The organism is Pseudomonas sp. RT6P73, assembly GCF_054897715.1.
In genome coordinates, this window is sequence record NZ_JBUBUV010000002.1 from 1,517,665 (window position 1) to 1,533,689 (window position 16,025).

A 16,025-nucleotide genomic window follows, 5' to 3' on the forward strand; every position below is an offset into this window, starting at 1 on the left:
GATACACCGCGTAGGCAGGTTTTACGACTGCTGCGCAGCCGGACGCAGCCTCGCAGGCTCGACAGCTGCTACGCAAAGAAGATAACCGTTTAGAAATTGCAGATTCCCTAACAAATTCAAGAAAACTGGAGACAGCAATGGCCGAAGCAAAAGTACTCAGTGGCGCCGGGCTCCGTGGCCAGGTTGCCGGGCAAACCGCTCTGTCCACCGTGGGCCAGTCGGGCGCCGGCCTGACCTATCGCGGCTACGACGTTCGCGAACTGGCGGCTGACGCGCAATTCGAAGAAGTGGCTTACCTGCTGCTTTACGGCGAACTGCCGACCAAGGCACAACTCGCCGCTTACGTGAGCAAATTGAGCAAGCTGCGCGACCTGCCGCAAGCGCTGAAAGAAGTGCTGGAACGCATCCCCGCCGACGCCCACCCGATGGACGTGATGCGCACCGGTTGCTCGTTCCTGGGCAATATCGAACCGGAGAAAGATTTCTCCGAACAACACGACGTGACTGACCGTTTGCTGGCCGCGTTCCCGGCGATCATGTGCTACTGGTATCGCTTCAGCCACGACGGCAAACGCATCAGCTGCGTGAGCGACGAGCAATCCATCGGCGGCCACTTCCTGCACCTGCTGCACGACAAGAAGCCGAGCGAGTTGCACGTCAAAGTGATGAACGTTTCGCTGATCCTCTACGCGGAACACGAGTTCAACGCCTCGACCTTCACCGCACGGGTTTGCGCGTCGACGCTGTCGGACATGTATTCCTGCGTCACGGCGGCCATCGGTTCGCTGCGCGGTCCGCTGCACGGCGGCGCCAACGAAGCGGCGATGGAAATGATCGAGCGCTTCAGCTCGCCGGAAGAGGCGATCAAAGGCACCCTCGGCATGCTCGAGCGCAAGGACAAGATCATGGGCTTCGGTCACGCGATCTATAAGGACAACGATCCGCGTAACGAAGTGATCAAGGGCTGGTCGAAAAAACTCGCTGAAGAAGTGGGCGACACGGTGTTGTTCCCGGTTTCCGAAGCCATCGACAAGACCATGTGGGAGCAGAAAAAACTGTTCCCGAACGCCGACTTCTACCATGCGTCGACGTACCACTTCATGGGCATTCCGACCAAGTTGTTCACACCGATCTTCGTCTGCTCGCGCCTGACCGGCTGGGCGGCCCACGTGTTCGAACAACGTGCCAACAACCGCATCATCCGCCCGAGCGCCGAGTACGTCGGCGTCGAACAGCGCAAGTTCGTGCCAATCGAACAACGCTGAATGGTGAGGGCGGTGGTGCTGAATGAACCAAGCCCCCTGTAGGAGCGAAGCTTGCTCGCGAAGACGCACTGACATTCAACATTGATGTCGGCTGACATACCGCTTTCGCGAGCAAGCTTCGCTCCTACAGGATTGTGTTCACTTCAGCAGCAGTGGCCCCACCTTTTGTAACCACCGTGACCGAGTCCTGACGATGAACACTGAATTCCGCAAACCGCTGCCCGGCAGCCATCTGGATTACTTCGACGTCCGCGCGGCTGTCGAGGCCATCCAGCCCGGCGCCTACGACACTCTGCCGTACACCTCCCGCGTGCTGGCGGAAAACCTGGTGCGTCGCTGCGACCCGGCCACGCTCACCGAATCCCTGAAGCAATTCATCGAACGCAAACGCGACCTCGACTTCCCGTGGTTCCCGGCCCGCGTGGTGTGCCACGACATTCTCGGCCAGACCGCTCTGGTCGACCTCGCCGGCCTGCGTGACGCGATCGCCCTGCAAGGTGGCGACCCCGCGCAAGTGAATCCGGTGGTGCCGACGCAGTTGATCGTCGACCACTCCCTGGCCGTCGAGCGCGGTGGTTTCGATCCGGAGGCGTTCGAGAAGAACCGCGCCATCGAAGACCGTCGCAACGAAGACCGTTTCCACTTCATCAACTGGACCAAAAAGGCCTTCAAAAACGTTGATGTGATTCCACCGGGCAACGGGATCATGCACCAGATCAATCTGGAGAAAATGTCCCCGGTGATCCAGGTGCGCGACGGTGTGGCGTTCCCTGACACCTGCGTCGGCACCGACAGCCACACTCCGCACGTCGATGCGCTGGGCGTGATTGCCATCGGTGTCGGGGGTCTGGAAGCTGAAAGCGTGATGCTCGGCCGCGCGTCGTGGATGCGCCTGCCGGAAAGCGTCGGCGTTGAACTGACCGGCAAGCTGCAACCGGGCATCACCGCCACCGACATGGTGCTGGCGCTGACCGAGTTCCTGCGCAAGCAAAAAGTTGTCGGCGCATGGCTGGAGTTCTTCGGCGAAGGCGCCGCCGCGCTGACCCTCGGCGACCGCGCAACCATCTCCAACATGGCCCCGGAGTACGGCGCCACGGCGGCGATGTTTTACATCGATCAGCAAACCATCGACTACCTCAAACTCACCGGCCGGGAAGACGAGCAGGTGCAGTTGGTCGAGCACTACGCCAAGACCACAGGTCTGTGGGCTGACAGTTTGAAGAATGCGCAATACGAGCGTGGCTTGACCTTCAACCTGTCCTCGGTTGTGCGCAACATGGCCGGTCCGAGCAACCCGCACGCTCGCGTTGCGACCTCGGATCTCGCCGCCCAAGGCATCTCCGGTCAGTGGACCGAAGTGCCCGGCCAGATGCCGGACGGCGCGGTGATCATCGCCGCCATCACCAGTTGCACCAACACCAGCAACCCGCGCAACGTCATCGCCGCCGGCCTGCTGGCGCGCAATGCCAACAAGCTCGGGCTGACCCGTAAACCGTGGGTGAAATCGTCCCTGGCGCCAGGTTCGAAAACTGTCGCGCTGTACCTCGACGAAGCCGGCCTCACCAGCGAACTGGAGCAACTCGGCTTCGGCATCGTCGCTTTTGCCTGCACCACCTGCAACGGCATGTCCGGCGCACTGGACCCGGTGATCCAGCAAGAGATCATCGACCGCGACCTGTACGCCACCGCCGTGCTTTCCGGTAACCGCAACTTCGACGGCCGGATTCACCCGTACGCCAAGAACGCGTTCCTGGCTTCGCCACCGTTGGTCGTGGCTTACGCCATCGCCGGAACCATCCGTTTCGACATCGAAAAAGATGTGCTGGGCGTGGTCGATGGCAAGGAAATCCGCCTGAAAGACATCTGGCCGAGCGACGAAGAAATCGACGCGGTGGTGAAAGCCTCGGTCAAGCCGGAGCAGTTCCGTCAGGTCTACATTCCGATGTTCGCCATACACGAAGACACCGGCCCGAAAGTCACGCCGCTGTACGACTGGCGCGAAATGAGCACCTACATCCGCCGTCCGCCGTACTGGGAAGGCGCCTTGGCTGGCGCACGTCCGCTCAAGGGCATGCGCCCGCTGGCGGTGCTGCCGGACAACATCACCACCGATCACCTGTCGCCGTCGAACGCGATCATGCTCGACAGCGCCGCTGGCGAGTACCTGGCGAAAATGGGCTTGCCGGAAGAGGACTTCAACTCTTACGCCACGCACCGCGGTGACCACCTGACCGCGCAACGCGCGACTTTCGCCAACCCGAAACTGTTCAACGAAATGGTTCAGGAAAACGGCAAGGTCAAGCAGGGCTCGCTGGCTCGTGTCGAGCCGGAAGGCCAAGTCATGCGCATGTGGGAAGCCATCGAAACCTACATGGAACGCAAGCAGCCGCTCATCATCATTGCCGGCGCCGACTACGGTCAGGGTTCGTCCCGCGACTGGGCGGCCAAAGGTGTGCGTCTGGCGGGTGTGGAAGCGATTGCGGCCGAAGGTTTCGAGCGCATTCACCGCACCAACCTGGTGGGTATGGGCGTGTTGCCGCTGGAGTTCAAACCGGGCACCGACCGTCACACCCTGGCCATCGACGGCAGCGAAACCTACGACGTGATCGGTGAGCGCACGCCGCGCGCCGAACTGACGCTGGTGATCAATCGCAAGAATGGCGAACGCGTCGAAGTTCCGGTGACCTGCCGCCTCGACACCGCCGAAGAAGTGTCGATCTACGAGGCCGGTGGCGTGTTGCAGCGCTTCGCGCAGGACTTCCTCGAAGAGTCGGCAGTCGCTGTCTAAAACACGATGTGCGGGCAGGGGATTCCATGTCCCTTGCCCGCTTTGAAGGAGCACCAATGGCTCACGTACCTCAGATCAAAATCCCCGCCACCTACATGCGCGGCGGCACCAGCAAAGGCGTGTTTTTCAGCCTGAAGGATTTGCCCGAAGCAGCACAGGTTCCCGGCCCCGCACGCGATGCCTTGTTGCTGCGGGTGATCGGCAGCCCCGACCCGTACGACAAGCAAATCGACGGCATGGGTGGCGCGACGTCCAGCACCAGCAAAACCGTGATCCTGTCGAAAAGCATCAAGGCGGATCACGACGTCGATTACTTGTTCGGCCAGGTCTCGATCGACAAGCCTTTCGTCGACTGGAGCGGCAACTGCGGCAACCTGTCGGCAGCGGTCGGTTCGTTCGCCATCAGCAATGGTCTGGTCGATGCCAGCCGCATCCCGCAGAACGGCATTGCCGTGGTGCGCGTGTGGCAGGCCAACATCGGCAAGACCATCATCGCCCACGTGCCGATCACCAATGGTGAAGTGCAGGAAACCGGTGATTTCGAACTCGACGGCGTGACCTTTCCCGCTGCCGAAGTGCAAGTCGAATTCATGGACCCGGCAGCGGAAGAAGAGGGCGGCGGTGGTTCGATGTTCCCCACCGGCAACCTGGTGGATGACCTCGAAGTGCCTGGTGTCGGCACCTTCAAGGCGACCATGATCAATGCCGGCATCCCGACGATTTTTGTTAACGCAGAAGACATCGGTTACACCGGTACCGAGTTGCAGGGCGCGATCAATGGCGATCCGAAAGCCTTGCTGATGTTCGAGACCATCCGTGCTTATGGCGCCTTGCGCATGGGTTTGATCAAGGACCTGGACGAAGCGGCCAAGCGTCAGCACACGCCCAAGGTTGCCTTTGTGGCCAAGCCAGCGGACTACGTGGCGTCCAGTGGCAAGGCGATTGCGGCGGGTGATGTCGACCTGCTGGTGCGCGCGTTGTCGATGGGTAAATTGCACCACGCGATGATGGGCACGGCGGCGGTTGCAATCGGTACTGCTGCAGCGATTTCCGGCACCTTGGTCAACCTCGCGGCAGGTGGCATTGAACGTAACGCGGTGCGCTTCGGACATCCGTCCGGCACGTTGCGTGTGGGGGCCGAGGCCAGCCAGGTGAGCGGCGAATGGACCGTGAACAAAGCCATCATGAGCCGCAGTGCGCGGGTGTTGATGGAAGGGTTCGTGCGCGTGCCGGGTGATTCTTTCTGACTGACACCATCCCCTGTAGGAGCCAGGCTTGCCGGCGAAGGCGTCTTCAAGATCGCCTTCGCCGGCAAGCCTGGCTCCTACAGGGGCGTATTCCAAAATAAGAAATCAGTAACCCACTGAGATTGCTCCCTGAACCGAGGTCCCATCAACGAACCACTTCAAGAGTGAATCGAACATGAGCGCCAACGTCGACCTGAACAACCGCCCCGACTACGACGCCGTCCTGCAGGACATCGCCGATTACGTCCTCAACTTCAAAATCGAATCCCAAGAAGCGCTGGACACCGCCCGCAACTGCCTGATCGACACCCTCGGCTGTGGCCTGCTGGCCCTGCGCTTTCCCGAATGCACCAAACACCTTGGCCCGATCGTCGAAGGCACCGTCGTCCCGTTCGGTGCGCGTGTCCCCGGCACCCGTTTCCGTCTCGACCCCGTCAAAGCGGCGTGGGACATCGGTTGCATCGTGCGTTGGCTCGATTACAACGACACCTGGCTCGCCGCCGAATGGGGTCATCCGTCCGATAACCTCGGCGGCATTCTCGCGGTGGCCGACCACCTCTCGCAAAAGCGCCTGGCCAACGGCGATGCGCCGCTGACCATTCGCGCTGTGCTCGAAGCCATGATCATGGCCCACGAGATTCAAGGCGTGATCGCACTGGAAAACTCCTTCAATCGTGTAGGACTCGATCACGTCATTCTGGTGAAAGTCGCCTCAACCGCCGTGACCGCCAAACTCATGGGCGCCAATCGCGAGCAGTTGCTGTCGGCGTTATCCCACGCCTTTGCCGACGGCCAGGCGCTGCGCACGTATCGGCATGCGCCGAATGCCGGGTCGCGCAAATCCTGGGCAGCGGGCGATGCGTCCAGCCGGGGCGTGCGCCTGGCAGACATTGCGATGCGCGGCGAGATGGGTATTCCCGGTGTGCTGACCGCCAAGCAGTGGGGTTTCTACGACGTGTTGTTCAGCCACACCAACAACGATCTGGCGCTCAAGTCCGAAGACAAACGCGCGTTCAGCTTCTCCCTCACCTACGGCAGCTACGTGATGGAAAACGTGTTGTTCAAAATCAGTTTCCCCGCCGAATTCCACGCGCAAACCGCCTGCGAAGCGGCAGTGACCCTGCACCCGCAAGTCAGAAATCGCCTGCATGAAATCGACAGAATCGTCATCACCACCCACGAATCGGCGATCCGGATCATTTCAAAGGTCGGCCCGTTGGCCAATGCTGCCGACCGTGACCATTGCATTCAGTACATGACTGCCGTGCCGCTGGCGTTTGGCAATCTGGTGGCCGAGCAATACGAAGATGATTTCCACGCGGCGCATCCGATCATCGACGTGCTGCGCGAGAAAATGGTCATCGTTGAAGACCCGCGTTATACCCGCGAATACCTGGAACCCGACAAACGCTCGATTGCCAACGCGGTGCAGGTGTTCTTCAAGGACGGCTCCATTACTGACAACGTGGTGGTCGAGTATCCGATCGGCCATCGCCGTCGCCGCACCGATGGCATTCCGCTGTTGGAGGACAAGTTCAAGGCCAACCTGGCGACACGATTCACAGCGCAGCGAAGTGCCGAGATTTTTGCGTTGTGCAAGGATCAGGCTGCGCTTGAAGCCACGCCGGTGAATCGTTTTGTCGACCTATTCGTGATCTGACCCCGATCCTGTAGGAGCCAGCGGTGCGGCGATCCGACTTGCCGGCGAAGGCGTCCTCAAGTACGCCTTCGCCGGCAAGCCTGGCTCCTGCAAGGGGACGTGTTCAGGTCTTGCGCCATTTTTCGACGGGTAATTTGGTTATGGCAAATCCCGCCAGCAACACCGCCGAGTAAATCATCAACTCCCGGCTCAGATTCTGCCCCTCGTACCAAGCCCCAATAACCACCGCAAACACCGGAAAAATAATAAACACGAACGACAGAATGATCGGGCTCAGTCGCTTGAGCAGCAAAAAGTAAACGATAAACCCGCCCACCGACGCCACCAGCCCCAGATACAGCAGGGCCCCCCACGAGCGGGCGGTGATGTCATCGAACACCGGCGCTTCAAAGCGCAGCCCCGCCACGAACAGCATCAAACCGGCCAGGCCGATGGGCAGCGTGTTGTAAGTAATCACGCTGATCGCATTGCCTTGCTTCTTGGTAATCACGTAACACAGCGCATGCATCACCGCCGCCGTCAGTATCGCCAGCACCCCGAAGAATTCGGCGTGGTCCAGGTGCAAGCCCTGGCTGCGGATAATCATGAACAGACTGCCGAAACCAATGGCGATGCCGATCACTTGCGAGGGATAGATTTTCTCCCGCAACAACACTGCTGAAAAAATCAGGATGAACACCGGCATGCAGCTGAACAGCAGCGCGGTCAGGCCGGAGGAAACGTGCATCTCGCCGTAGTTGAGCAAGTAATACGGCAGGCTGAAATACGACAGCGTGACGAACACGAAAAACCAGCGACTTTGCCGGGGAAACAGCAGCGGCTCTCGACGCAGCAGGGCGAAGCTCAAAAACAGCGGAAAGGCGATCAGAAAACGCAGGCCGGCGGCAGTCAGCGGCGGCACACTTTCGACGGCAATCTTGATGCCCAGCCATGTGGTGCCCCAACTCAGGCAAACGATCAGGAACAACGCGCTGGTCACCAGTCCCGCCAGCCAGGGTTTTCGGATAATTGAATTGGCGGTGAGGGCCATGGACATGAGCGTGCTCCTTCGTCGTCGGAATTGACCTGTTTACCAAATAGGTCTATCCCTGATTGAACCTGTTTTCAGCACGCTATTCGGGATGGAAATGACTGTCAAAGTAAGTATTGCCACGGTGTCAATCCTGCGCGAAGGCTTGGCCCATGGGCGCGGCGTGAAGTACAAACGCCTGGCCGAAGCCCTCGAAAAAAGCATCGGCGAAGGCTTGATCGAGCCGGGCAGCAAACTGCCGCCCCATCGTTTGTTGGCGGACAGCCTGGGCGTGACCATCGGCACCATCAGCCGGGCGTATGGCGAGCTCGAGCGGGTAGGGTTGGTCGTGGCTCGTGTAGGAGATGGCACTTATGTGCGTCAGCGCGGGATGGAACGGCCGCGCGATTCTGGCTTCCGCAATGTCAGCGACGAGCCACAGCCTTACTTCGATATGAGTCGGAATCAGCCGATTCCGGGGCAGGAAGCCGTCTTTCTGAGTCAGAGTCTGCAGGCCTTGGCCGGCGACCCGCGCACCTTGCAGATGATCAGCGGTTATACCGCCGATGGCGGGCTCCTCCGTCACCGGGTGGCAGGCGCCGATTGGCTGCGGCACCAGGCATTCGTGCCGAACGTCGAGCAGGTCATTTGCGTCAACGGCGGCCAGCACGGGTTGCTCTGCGTGTTGATGGCGCTGCTCAAACCCGGCGACACGTTAGTGACCGAGCATTTGACCTACCCAGGGCTGATCAGCGTTGCACGCATGCTCGGCATAAAGCTGATCGGTGTCGGGATGGATGACGAAGGATTGCTGCCCGATGCGCTGTCGGACGTTTGCCAGCATCATCGGGTATCAGCGGTGTACTGCACGCCAACCATCCAGAATCCTACGGCGGCGGTGATGTCGGTCCCACGGCGCGAGGCGATTGCAGAAGTCTGTCGCCAGCACAATCTGCTGATCATCGAAGACGAAGCCCACGCCGTGCTGGCGCAGCAGCGCCCATTGCCCGTGAGTCACTTTGCCCCTGAGCGCTCAGTGCTGATCGGCAGCCTGAGCAAGGCGGTTTCCGCCGGTTTAAGGGTCGGTTACCTGCACGCGCCGCTGCCGTTGATCGGGCGACTGAGTGCTGCGCTGCGCGGGACGTGCTGGATGGCCAGTCCACTGTCGATGGAACTGGCGACCGCATGGATCGAAAACGGGATAGCCGAGCAGTTGCTGGGGCAGCAGATTGTCGAAATCAGCCGCCGCAAGCGTTTGGTCAGCCCAGTGTTAGAAGAGGTCGGATACAAGACTCATCCCCATAGCCCACACTTCTGGATCGAAGTGCCCGAACCGTGGCGGGCGTCGCAGATTGCTGCGGAGCTTAAGCAGAACAATTATCTGGTGGCCACCGCGGAGGCGTTTGCGGTCGGGCATGTAGTGGTGCCGCAGTTTATTCGGGCGAGTGTGTGTAATTCGGCGGGGGATGATCGGTTGCTATTGCGCGGGTTTGATGCGCTGGTTGGGGCATTAACAGAGACCGTGTAATCGTTCATCGCGGGCAAGCCACGCTCCCACAGGGATTTCCGTCGTACACAAATGTTGTGTTCACTGAAGATCACTGTGGGAGCGTGGCTTGCCCGCGATGGCGGCCTGACAGGCTGCGCAGAACTACTTGAACCGCCGCTCAACCCCTTTCTCCACCAGAATCTTCGCCGAAATCTCTTCCACGGAAAAATGCGTGGAATTGATGTTCGGGATGTTCTCCCGACGAAACAGGTTCTCCACTTCGCGCACTTCGAACTCGCACTGGGCGTAGCTCGAGTAGCGGCTATTGGGCTTGCGTTCGTTGCGGATGGCGGTGAGGCGGTCCGGGTCGATGGTCAGGCCGAACAGCTTGTGCTGGTGGGCGCGCAGGGCGTTTGGCAGTTGCAGGCGCTCCATGTCGTCTTCGGTCAGCGGGTAGTTGGCCGCGCGGATGCCGAATTGCATGGCCATGTACAGGCACGTCGGCGTCTTACCACAACGCGACACGCCCACCAGGATCAGGTCGGCCTTGTCGTAATAATGCGTGCGCGCACCGTCGTCGTTGTCGAGGGCGAAGTTCACCGCCTCGATGCGTTCCATGTAGTTGGAGTTGCCGCCGATCGAGTGAGACTTACCGACGGTGTAAGAAGAATGCTCGGTCAGTTCCTGTTCAAGCGGCGCCAGGAAGGTCGAGAAAATGTCGATCATGAAACCATTGGACGTTGCGAGGATCTCACGGATGTCTTGATTGACGATGGTGTCAAAGATAATCGGCCGGAAGCCGTCGGTTTCGGCGGCTTTGTTGATTTGTTGTACCATGGCCCGTGCTTTATCCACGTTGTCGATGTACGGACGCGTGAATTTGCTGAAGGTAATGTTTTCGAACTGCGCCAGGAGGCTTTGGCCGAGGGTTTCGGCTGTGATGCCGGTGCCGTCGGAAATAAAGAAAGCAGATCGTTTCATTTGCACCTTGGGCCTTAAGCTAATGATCATTCTTGGATATGATAGGCGCGATTTGCCGGCCGCCAGTGGCCCGCATTCTCACTTATTTTCCAGGTCCCGGCCATACAGCTGGCAAATGCTCCCCCGAGCTGCCGGCTTCTGAGCTTTTCCAACACAGTTAGTGGAGAGATCACCTTGGTAGAGTACGTAGTTTCCCTCGATAAGCTCGGCGTCCATGATGTAGAGCACGTAGGGGGCAAGAACGCATCCCTGGGCGAGATGATCAGTAACCTTGCAGGTGCCGGTGTATCGGTGCCCGGTGGCTTCGCCACGACAGCTCAGGCTTATCGTGATTTTCTGGAACTGAGCGGCCTGAACGATCAGATCCATGCGGCCCTCGACGCCCTGGACGTCGACGATGTCAACGCCCTGGCCAAGACCGGCGCCCAGATCCGTCAATGGATCATGGAAGCCGAATTCCCCGAGAAGCTCAACGCCGAGATCCGCACTGCGTTCGCCACGCTGTCGGCCGGCAACCCTGACATGGCCGTGGCCGTGCGCTCTTCCGCTACCGCCGAAGACCTGCCGGACGCTTCCTTCGCCGGTCAGCAGGAAACTTTCCTGAACATCCGTGGTGTCGAAAACGTCATTCGCGCCGCCAAAGAGGTGTTCGCCTCCCTGTTCAACGACCGCGCGATTTCCTACCGCGTCCACCAGGGCTTCGACCACAAGCTGGTAGCCCTGTCGGCTGGCGTGCAGCGCATGGTCCGCTCCGAAACCGGCACCGCCGGCGTGATGTTCACCCTCGATACCGAATCGGGCTTCCGTGACGTGGTGTTCATCACCGGCGCCTACGGCCTGGGTGAAACCGTCGTACAAGGCGCGGTGAACCCGGATGAGTTCTACGTCCACAAAGGCACGCTGGCAGCCGGTCGTCCGGCGATCCTGCGGCGTAACCTGGGCAGCAAAGCCATCAAGATGATCTACGGCGAAGTCGCCACGGCCGGTAAATCGGTCAAGACCATCGACGTGGACAAGGCTGATCGCGCACGGTTCTGCCTGAGCGACGCCGAAGTCAGCGAACTGGCCAAGCAAGCGATGATCATCGAGAAGCACTACAAGTGCCCGATGGACATCGAATGGGCCAAAGACGGCGACGACGGCAAGCTCTACATCGTTCAGGCCCGTCCTGAAACCGTGAAGAGCCGTACCTCGGCCAACGTCATGGAACGCTACCTGTTGAAAGAAACCGGCACCGTGCTGGTTGAAGGTCGCGCCATCGGCCAGCGCATCGGCGCCGGCAAGGTCCGCATCATCAAGGACGTGTCCGAGATGGACAAGGTCCAGCCAGGCGACGTACTGGTTTCCGACATGACCGACCCGGACTGGGAACCGGTGATGAAGCGCGCCAGCGCCATCGTCACCAACCGTGGCGGTCGTACCTGCCACGCGGCGATCATCGCTCGCGAACTGGGCATCCCGGCCGTGGTCGGTTGCGGCAACGCCACCCAGCTGTTGAAAGACGGCCAGGGCGTGACCGTGTCGTGTGCTGAAGGCGACACCGGTTACATCTTCGAAGGCGAACTGGGCTTCGACATCAAGAAAAACTCCGTGGACGCCATGCCTGATCTGCCGTTCAAGATCATGATGAACGTCGGCAACCCGGACCGTGCATTCGACTTCGCGCAACTGCCGAACGCCGGTGTGGGCCTGGCCCGTCTGGAATTCATCATCAACCGCATGATCGGTGTCCACCCTAAAGCGCTGTTGAACTACGACGGTCTGCCGCAGGAAATCAAGGACAGCGTCGACAAGCGCATTGCCGGTTACGACGATCCGGTCGGCTTCTACGTCGAGAAGCTGGTTGAAGGCATCAGCACCCTGGCCGCTGCGTTCACCCCGAAAAAAGTCATCGTGCGTCTGTCGGACTTCAAGTCCAACGAATACGCGAACCTGATCGGCGGCAAACTCTACGAGCCGGAAGAAGAGAACCCGATGCTGGGCTTCCGTGGCGCCTCGCGTTACATCAGCGAAGCGTTCCGTGACTGCTTCGAGCTCGAGTGCCGTGCGATCAAGCGCGTGCGCAACGAGATGGGCCTGACCAACGTTGAAATCATGGTGCCGTTCGTCCGTACCCTGGGCGAAGCGAGCCAGGTGATCGATCTGTTGGCCGAAAATGGCCTGGCCCGCGGCGAGAACGGTCTGCGCATCATCATGATGTGCGAACTGCCTTCCAACGCGATCCTCGCTGAAGAATTCCTTGAGTTCTTCGACGGTTTCTCCATCGGCTCCAACGACCTGACTCAGCTGACGCTGGGCCTGGACCGTGACTCCGGGATCATCGCTCACCTGTTCGACGAGCGTAATCCGGCGGTCAAGAAGCTGCTGGCCAACGCCATTGCCGCTTGCAACAAGGCTGGCAAGTACATCGGCATTTGCGGTCAGGGCCCTTCGGACCACCCTGATCTGGCCAAATGGCTCATGGAACAGGGCATCGAAAGCGTTTCGCTGAACCCTGATTCCGTACTGGAAACCTGGTTCTTCCTGGCTGAAGGTCAAGCGCCGGCTTGATGGTGTGAGTGAAGCCCCGGCCGGCTTAGTGGCTGGGGCTTTAAGATTCAAGTAGGGCGGGCTCCTCTGGATGCCGCCCTTTTTTGTGCAAGAGCATTATGCAAAGCAGCAGCAACCTATTTCCTGTCGCCCTGATCAGCGCCGAGCGGCGCGGCGATCTGAGCGAAGATGTCTATCGTTTGAAACCCGGCAACAGTCCTGATGGCACTGTGGAGTTGGCCGTGACCCGTTTGGGCATGGCGGACGAGCCTGCGCACGGTGGCGTGCCGGTGATTCTGTTGCACGGCAGCTTTTCCAATCGCCGGTTCTGGTTCTCCCCGAAAGGGCTTGGGCTGGGCGCCTACCTGACGCGTCTGGGATTCGATGTATGGATTCCCGAAATGCGCGGCCACGGCCTGTCCCAGCGCAATCAGAACTATCGCAAGAACCGCGTTTCCGACTACGCCCGTTACGATCTGCCGGCCATTGGCGCCTTTGTGCGCGAGCAGAGCGGCCAGGTCCCGCACTGGATCGGTCACTCGCTGGGCGGCATCACGCTGGCGGCGGCGCTGGGTGGGGAATACATCGGCGAGCCTGTCGTCGCGTCTGCGGCGTTTTTCGGTACGCAGGTCAGCCGCACCTACTGGCCGTTGAAGATTCCACCGGTGGAGTGGGGCGGGCGCTTCATTCTCAAGCGCTTCGCCCAGCTGTCCGGTTCACGGCTCAAGCGCGGCCCGGAGGACGAGCCGATTGGCCTGGCCCTGGAAAGCATGCGCTGGTATGGCCTGTTCGGGCGCTTCGGCGATGCGGAAAAGGACTGGTGGGCGGGATTGGCCGAGGTTCAATTGCCAGTGCTGACCGTGAGCGCCGTCGGCGATCATCAGGATCCAGCGTGGGCGTGCCGCAAGCTGTTCGATCAAGTGGGTTCCGAGCACAAGCAATTTATCAACCTTGGCCGCGAGCAGGGCTTTGGCGATAATTTCGGTCACGTGGAAATGCTCGTCAGCAAAGCCGCTCAAGCGGAAGTCTGGCCGTTGGTGGCGCGTTGGCTGGCCGACCAGCAAACGCCTTTGCTGGGAGAAAAGCCGGATTTGTCTGCGGCAGTCTGAGCCTGATGCTCTAACAAGGGCATTTCGCTCTGATCGGCTTGCCGCTAAGATATGACGCATTGAGCTGTTCCGGTCACTTTGCGACATCCTCGATTGTCTTCCTCTTTACAGGAGTTTCTCGATGAACCATTACCTCACGCCTGACCTGTGCGACGCCTATCCGGAGCTGGTGCAAGTGCTGGAACCGATGTTCAGCAATTTCGGTGGCCGTGACTCATTCGGCGGCGAAATCGTGACCATCAAGTGCTTCGAAGACAACTCGTTGGTCAAGGAACAAGCCGAGCTCAAGGGGAATGGCAAGGTTTTGGTGGTCGATGGTGGCGGTTCCCTGCGTCGCGCGCTGCTGGGCGACATGATCGCCGAGAAAGCCGCGAAAAACGGTTGGGAAGGGCTGGTGATCTACGGTTGCATCCGCGACGTCGATGTCATTGCACAAACTGACCTGGGCGTTCAGGCCCTGGCCAGCCACCCGATGAAGACCGACAAGCGCGGTATCGGCGATCTCAACGTCGCAGTGACTTTTGCGGGCGTTACCTTCCATCCAGGCCACTACATTTATGCGGATAACAACGGCGTGATCATCTCGCCAAGCCCGCTGAAGATGCCTGAATAAAGCGCCGTACCAAACCAAGGGGTGAGGATGTTCGAGGAAGAAAACGCGCAGTGGGGGCTGGTGCATGCCCTGGTGCTGGATGGTAAAGGCGGCGCGCGTTCGATAGCCCGGACTGAACTCGATGACTTGCAGCTGCAGGCCCATGAAAGCCTGTGGCTGCACTGGGATCGCAGTCACCCGCAGACCCGCACCTGGCTGCGCACATCCAGCGGCTTGAGTGAGTTCAGCTGTGACTTGCTGCTCGAAGAGAACACCCGACCGCGCCTTCTGCCGCTGCCGGACTCCGAATTGCTGCTGTTTCTGCGTGGGGTCAACCTGAACCCGGGCGCGGAACCGGAGGACATGGTTTCGGTGCGAATTTTCGCCTCCGCCCAGCGCGTCATTTCACTGCGTCTGCGTCCATTGCGCGCCACCGATGAGTTGCTGGTGCAGCTGGCCGATGGCAAAGGGCCGAAAACCGCGTCCGAGCTCATCCTTTATATGGCTCAGTACCTCACCAACAAGGTGCAGGATCTGGTCAGTTGCCTCTCGGAAGTGGTCGATGAGGAAGAAGAAAAGCTGGATGCCGACGAACGGTATACACCCGAGCACGGCGCCATTTTGCAGATCCGTCGAAGGGCTGCTGCGCTGAAACGTTTCCTGGCTCCGCAGCGGGATATTTTCGGTCAGCTCACGCGGATAAAAATGCCCTGGTTCGTCGAAGACGACGGCGATTACTGGAACGAATTGAACAACAGCCTGACCCGTTATCTCGAGGAGCTGGAATTGACCCGGGAGCGGGTGGGGCTGGTGCTTGAGGCCGAAGACAGGCGTTTGAGCGTGCGCATGAACCGCACGATGTACCGCTTCGGAATCATCACCGGGATCTTTTTGCCGATGAGTTTTCTGGCCGGGCTTTTGGGCATCAATGTCGGCGGCATTCCGTTCTCGGCAAGCCCTTATGGCTTCCTGATCGCCTGCCTGATGATGGTCTGCGTGGCGCTCGGGCAGTGGTGGTTATTTCGACGTTTGCGCTGGGTGTGACGATGAGTCATGTGACCCGGGCAAATTTGACCGCGTCTTTCACAGACATCACGAGAGGTGCGTATGCACGATCCGTTTGAACAGTCTTTGCGCGACATGCTGAACGCCTCGCCGTCCACCCGTGACGACGATGCGTGCCTTGGGCGTGTCCTGAAAACCGCCAACCGCCAGGTCGGCGCCGGCGATCTGTTCAGCCTGCTGGGCCGCTGGTTGCCCGCGCTGATGATTGCCCTCAACAACGGCTCGGCCCACGTCTCGCCGGTATCCCGTCACCGTAAACCTACCGTTCGCACCGCTGATAAGGCTGATTGA

At 60.0% G+C, this 16,025-nt stretch carries 12 protein-coding genes; 10 read left to right on the top strand and 2 right to left on the bottom strand.

The window, feature by feature from the left end; genetic code table 11:
* The first annotated feature begins 137 nt into the window (after positions 1-137).
* From prpC to prpD, 4 genes are all read left to right on the top strand, one after another.
* On the top strand, positions 138-1,265 hold the full coding sequence (prpC, locus tag ACYZT6_RS07485) for a bifunctional 2-methylcitrate synthase/citrate synthase (protein ID WP_462026334.1): 1,128 nt from the start codon (positions 138-140) through the stop codon (positions 1,263-1,265).
* Between the two features lie 193 nt (positions 1,266-1,458).
* Positions 1,459-4,053: a Fe/S-dependent 2-methylisocitrate dehydratase AcnD gene (acnD, locus tag ACYZT6_RS07490; protein WP_462026335.1), complete on the top strand. Its 2,595-nt coding sequence runs from the start codon at positions 1,459-1,461 to the stop codon at positions 4,051-4,053.
* A 56-nt stretch (positions 4,054-4,109) separates the two neighbouring features.
* Complete coding sequence (prpF, locus tag ACYZT6_RS07495; protein WP_462026336.1) at positions 4,110-5,300, top strand: 2-methylaconitate cis-trans isomerase PrpF; 1,191 nt, start codon at positions 4,110-4,112, stop codon at positions 5,298-5,300.
* Positions 5,301-5,475: 175 nt separating this feature from the next.
* Positions 5,476-6,960: a 2-methylcitrate dehydratase gene (gene prpD, locus ACYZT6_RS07500; protein WP_462026337.1), complete on the top strand. Its 1,485-nt coding sequence runs from the start codon at positions 5,476-5,478 to the stop codon at positions 6,958-6,960.
* 103 nt (positions 6,961-7,063) lie between these two features.
* Here prpD and ACYZT6_RS07505 read toward each other — a convergent pair whose 3' ends face one another.
* Positions 7,064-7,951 (bottom strand): DMT family transporter, encoded by an 888-nt coding sequence (locus tag ACYZT6_RS07505; RefSeq protein WP_462029916.1) that lies wholly within the window; start codon positions 7,949-7,951, stop codon positions 7,064-7,066.
* Positions 7,952-8,087: 136 nt separating this feature from the next.
* Between ACYZT6_RS07505 and ACYZT6_RS07510 the strand changes: the two genes are divergently transcribed.
* Positions 8,088-9,497, top strand: a complete 1,410-nt coding sequence (locus ACYZT6_RS07510) for an aminotransferase-like domain-containing protein (RefSeq protein ID WP_462026338.1) — start codon at positions 8,088-8,090, stop codon at positions 9,495-9,497.
* Positions 9,498-9,620: 123 nt separating this feature from the next.
* Here the strand turns inward: ACYZT6_RS07510 and ppsR are convergent, their stop codons facing one another.
* Positions 9,621-10,439: a posphoenolpyruvate synthetase regulatory kinase/phosphorylase PpsR gene (ppsR, locus tag ACYZT6_RS07515; RefSeq protein WP_438660850.1), complete on the bottom strand. Its 819-nt coding sequence runs from the start codon at positions 10,437-10,439 to the stop codon at positions 9,621-9,623.
* A 174-nt stretch (positions 10,440-10,613) separates the two neighbouring features.
* Here ppsR and ppsA point away from each other — a divergent pair, with 174 nt between their 5' ends.
* The 5 genes from ppsA to ACYZT6_RS07540 all read left to right on the top strand — a co-directional run bounded on the left by ppsA (position 10,614) and on the right by ACYZT6_RS07540 (position 16,025).
* Positions 10,614-12,989 (top strand): phosphoenolpyruvate synthase, encoded by a 2,376-nt coding sequence (gene ppsA, locus ACYZT6_RS07520; protein WP_461957963.1) that lies wholly within the window; start codon positions 10,614-10,616, stop codon positions 12,987-12,989.
* A 98-nt stretch (positions 12,990-13,087) separates the two neighbouring features.
* On the top strand, positions 13,088-14,077 hold the full coding sequence (locus tag ACYZT6_RS07525) for an alpha/beta fold hydrolase (protein ID WP_462026340.1): 990 nt from the start codon (positions 13,088-13,090) through the stop codon (positions 14,075-14,077).
* 121 nt (positions 14,078-14,198) lie between these two features.
* On the top strand, positions 14,199-14,690 hold the full coding sequence (gene rraA, locus ACYZT6_RS07530; RefSeq protein WP_027922555.1) for a ribonuclease E activity regulator RraA: 492 nt from the start codon (positions 14,199-14,201) through the stop codon (positions 14,688-14,690).
* Positions 14,691-14,717: 27 nt separating this feature from the next.
* Entirely contained in the window at positions 14,718-15,713 is a 996-nt protein-coding gene (locus tag ACYZT6_RS07535; protein ID WP_462026341.1) for a zinc transporter ZntB, read from the top strand.
* Positions 15,714-15,776: 63 nt separating this feature from the next.
* Positions 15,777-16,025, top strand: coding sequence for a hypothetical protein (locus ACYZT6_RS07540; RefSeq protein WP_007944521.1), 249 nt, complete (start codon positions 15,777-15,779; stop codon positions 16,023-16,025).

Bases quoted from the DNA above. Each gene is read 5' to 3' on its own strand.
- prpC (WP_462026334.1), top strand. From the start codon at position 138: ATGGCCGAAGCAAAAGTACTCAGTGGCGCCGGGCTCCGTGGCCAGGTT.
- acnD (WP_462026335.1), top strand. From the start codon at position 1,459: ATGAACACTGAATTCCGCAAACCGCTGCCCGGCAGCCATCTGGATTAC.
- prpF (WP_462026336.1), top strand. From the start codon at position 4,110: ATGGCTCACGTACCTCAGATCAAAATCCCCGCCACCTACATGCGCGGC.
- prpD (WP_462026337.1), top strand. From the start codon at position 5,476: ATGAGCGCCAACGTCGACCTGAACAACCGCCCCGACTACGACGCCGTC.
- ACYZT6_RS07510 (WP_462026338.1), top strand. From the start codon at position 8,088: ATGACTGTCAAAGTAAGTATTGCCACGGTGTCAATCCTGCGCGAAGGC.
- ppsR (WP_438660850.1), bottom strand. From the start codon at position 10,439: ATGAAACGATCTGCTTTCTTTATTTCCGACGGCACCGGCATCACAGCC.
- ACYZT6_RS07525 (WP_462026340.1), top strand. From the start codon at position 13,088: ATGCAAAGCAGCAGCAACCTATTTCCTGTCGCCCTGATCAGCGCCGAG.
- rraA (WP_027922555.1), top strand. From the start codon at position 14,199: ATGAACCATTACCTCACGCCTGACCTGTGCGACGCCTATCCGGAGCTG.
- ACYZT6_RS07535 (WP_462026341.1), top strand. From the start codon at position 14,718: ATGTTCGAGGAAGAAAACGCGCAGTGGGGGCTGGTGCATGCCCTGGTG.
- ACYZT6_RS07540 (WP_007944521.1), top strand. From the start codon at position 15,777: ATGCACGATCCGTTTGAACAGTCTTTGCGCGACATGCTGAACGCCTCG.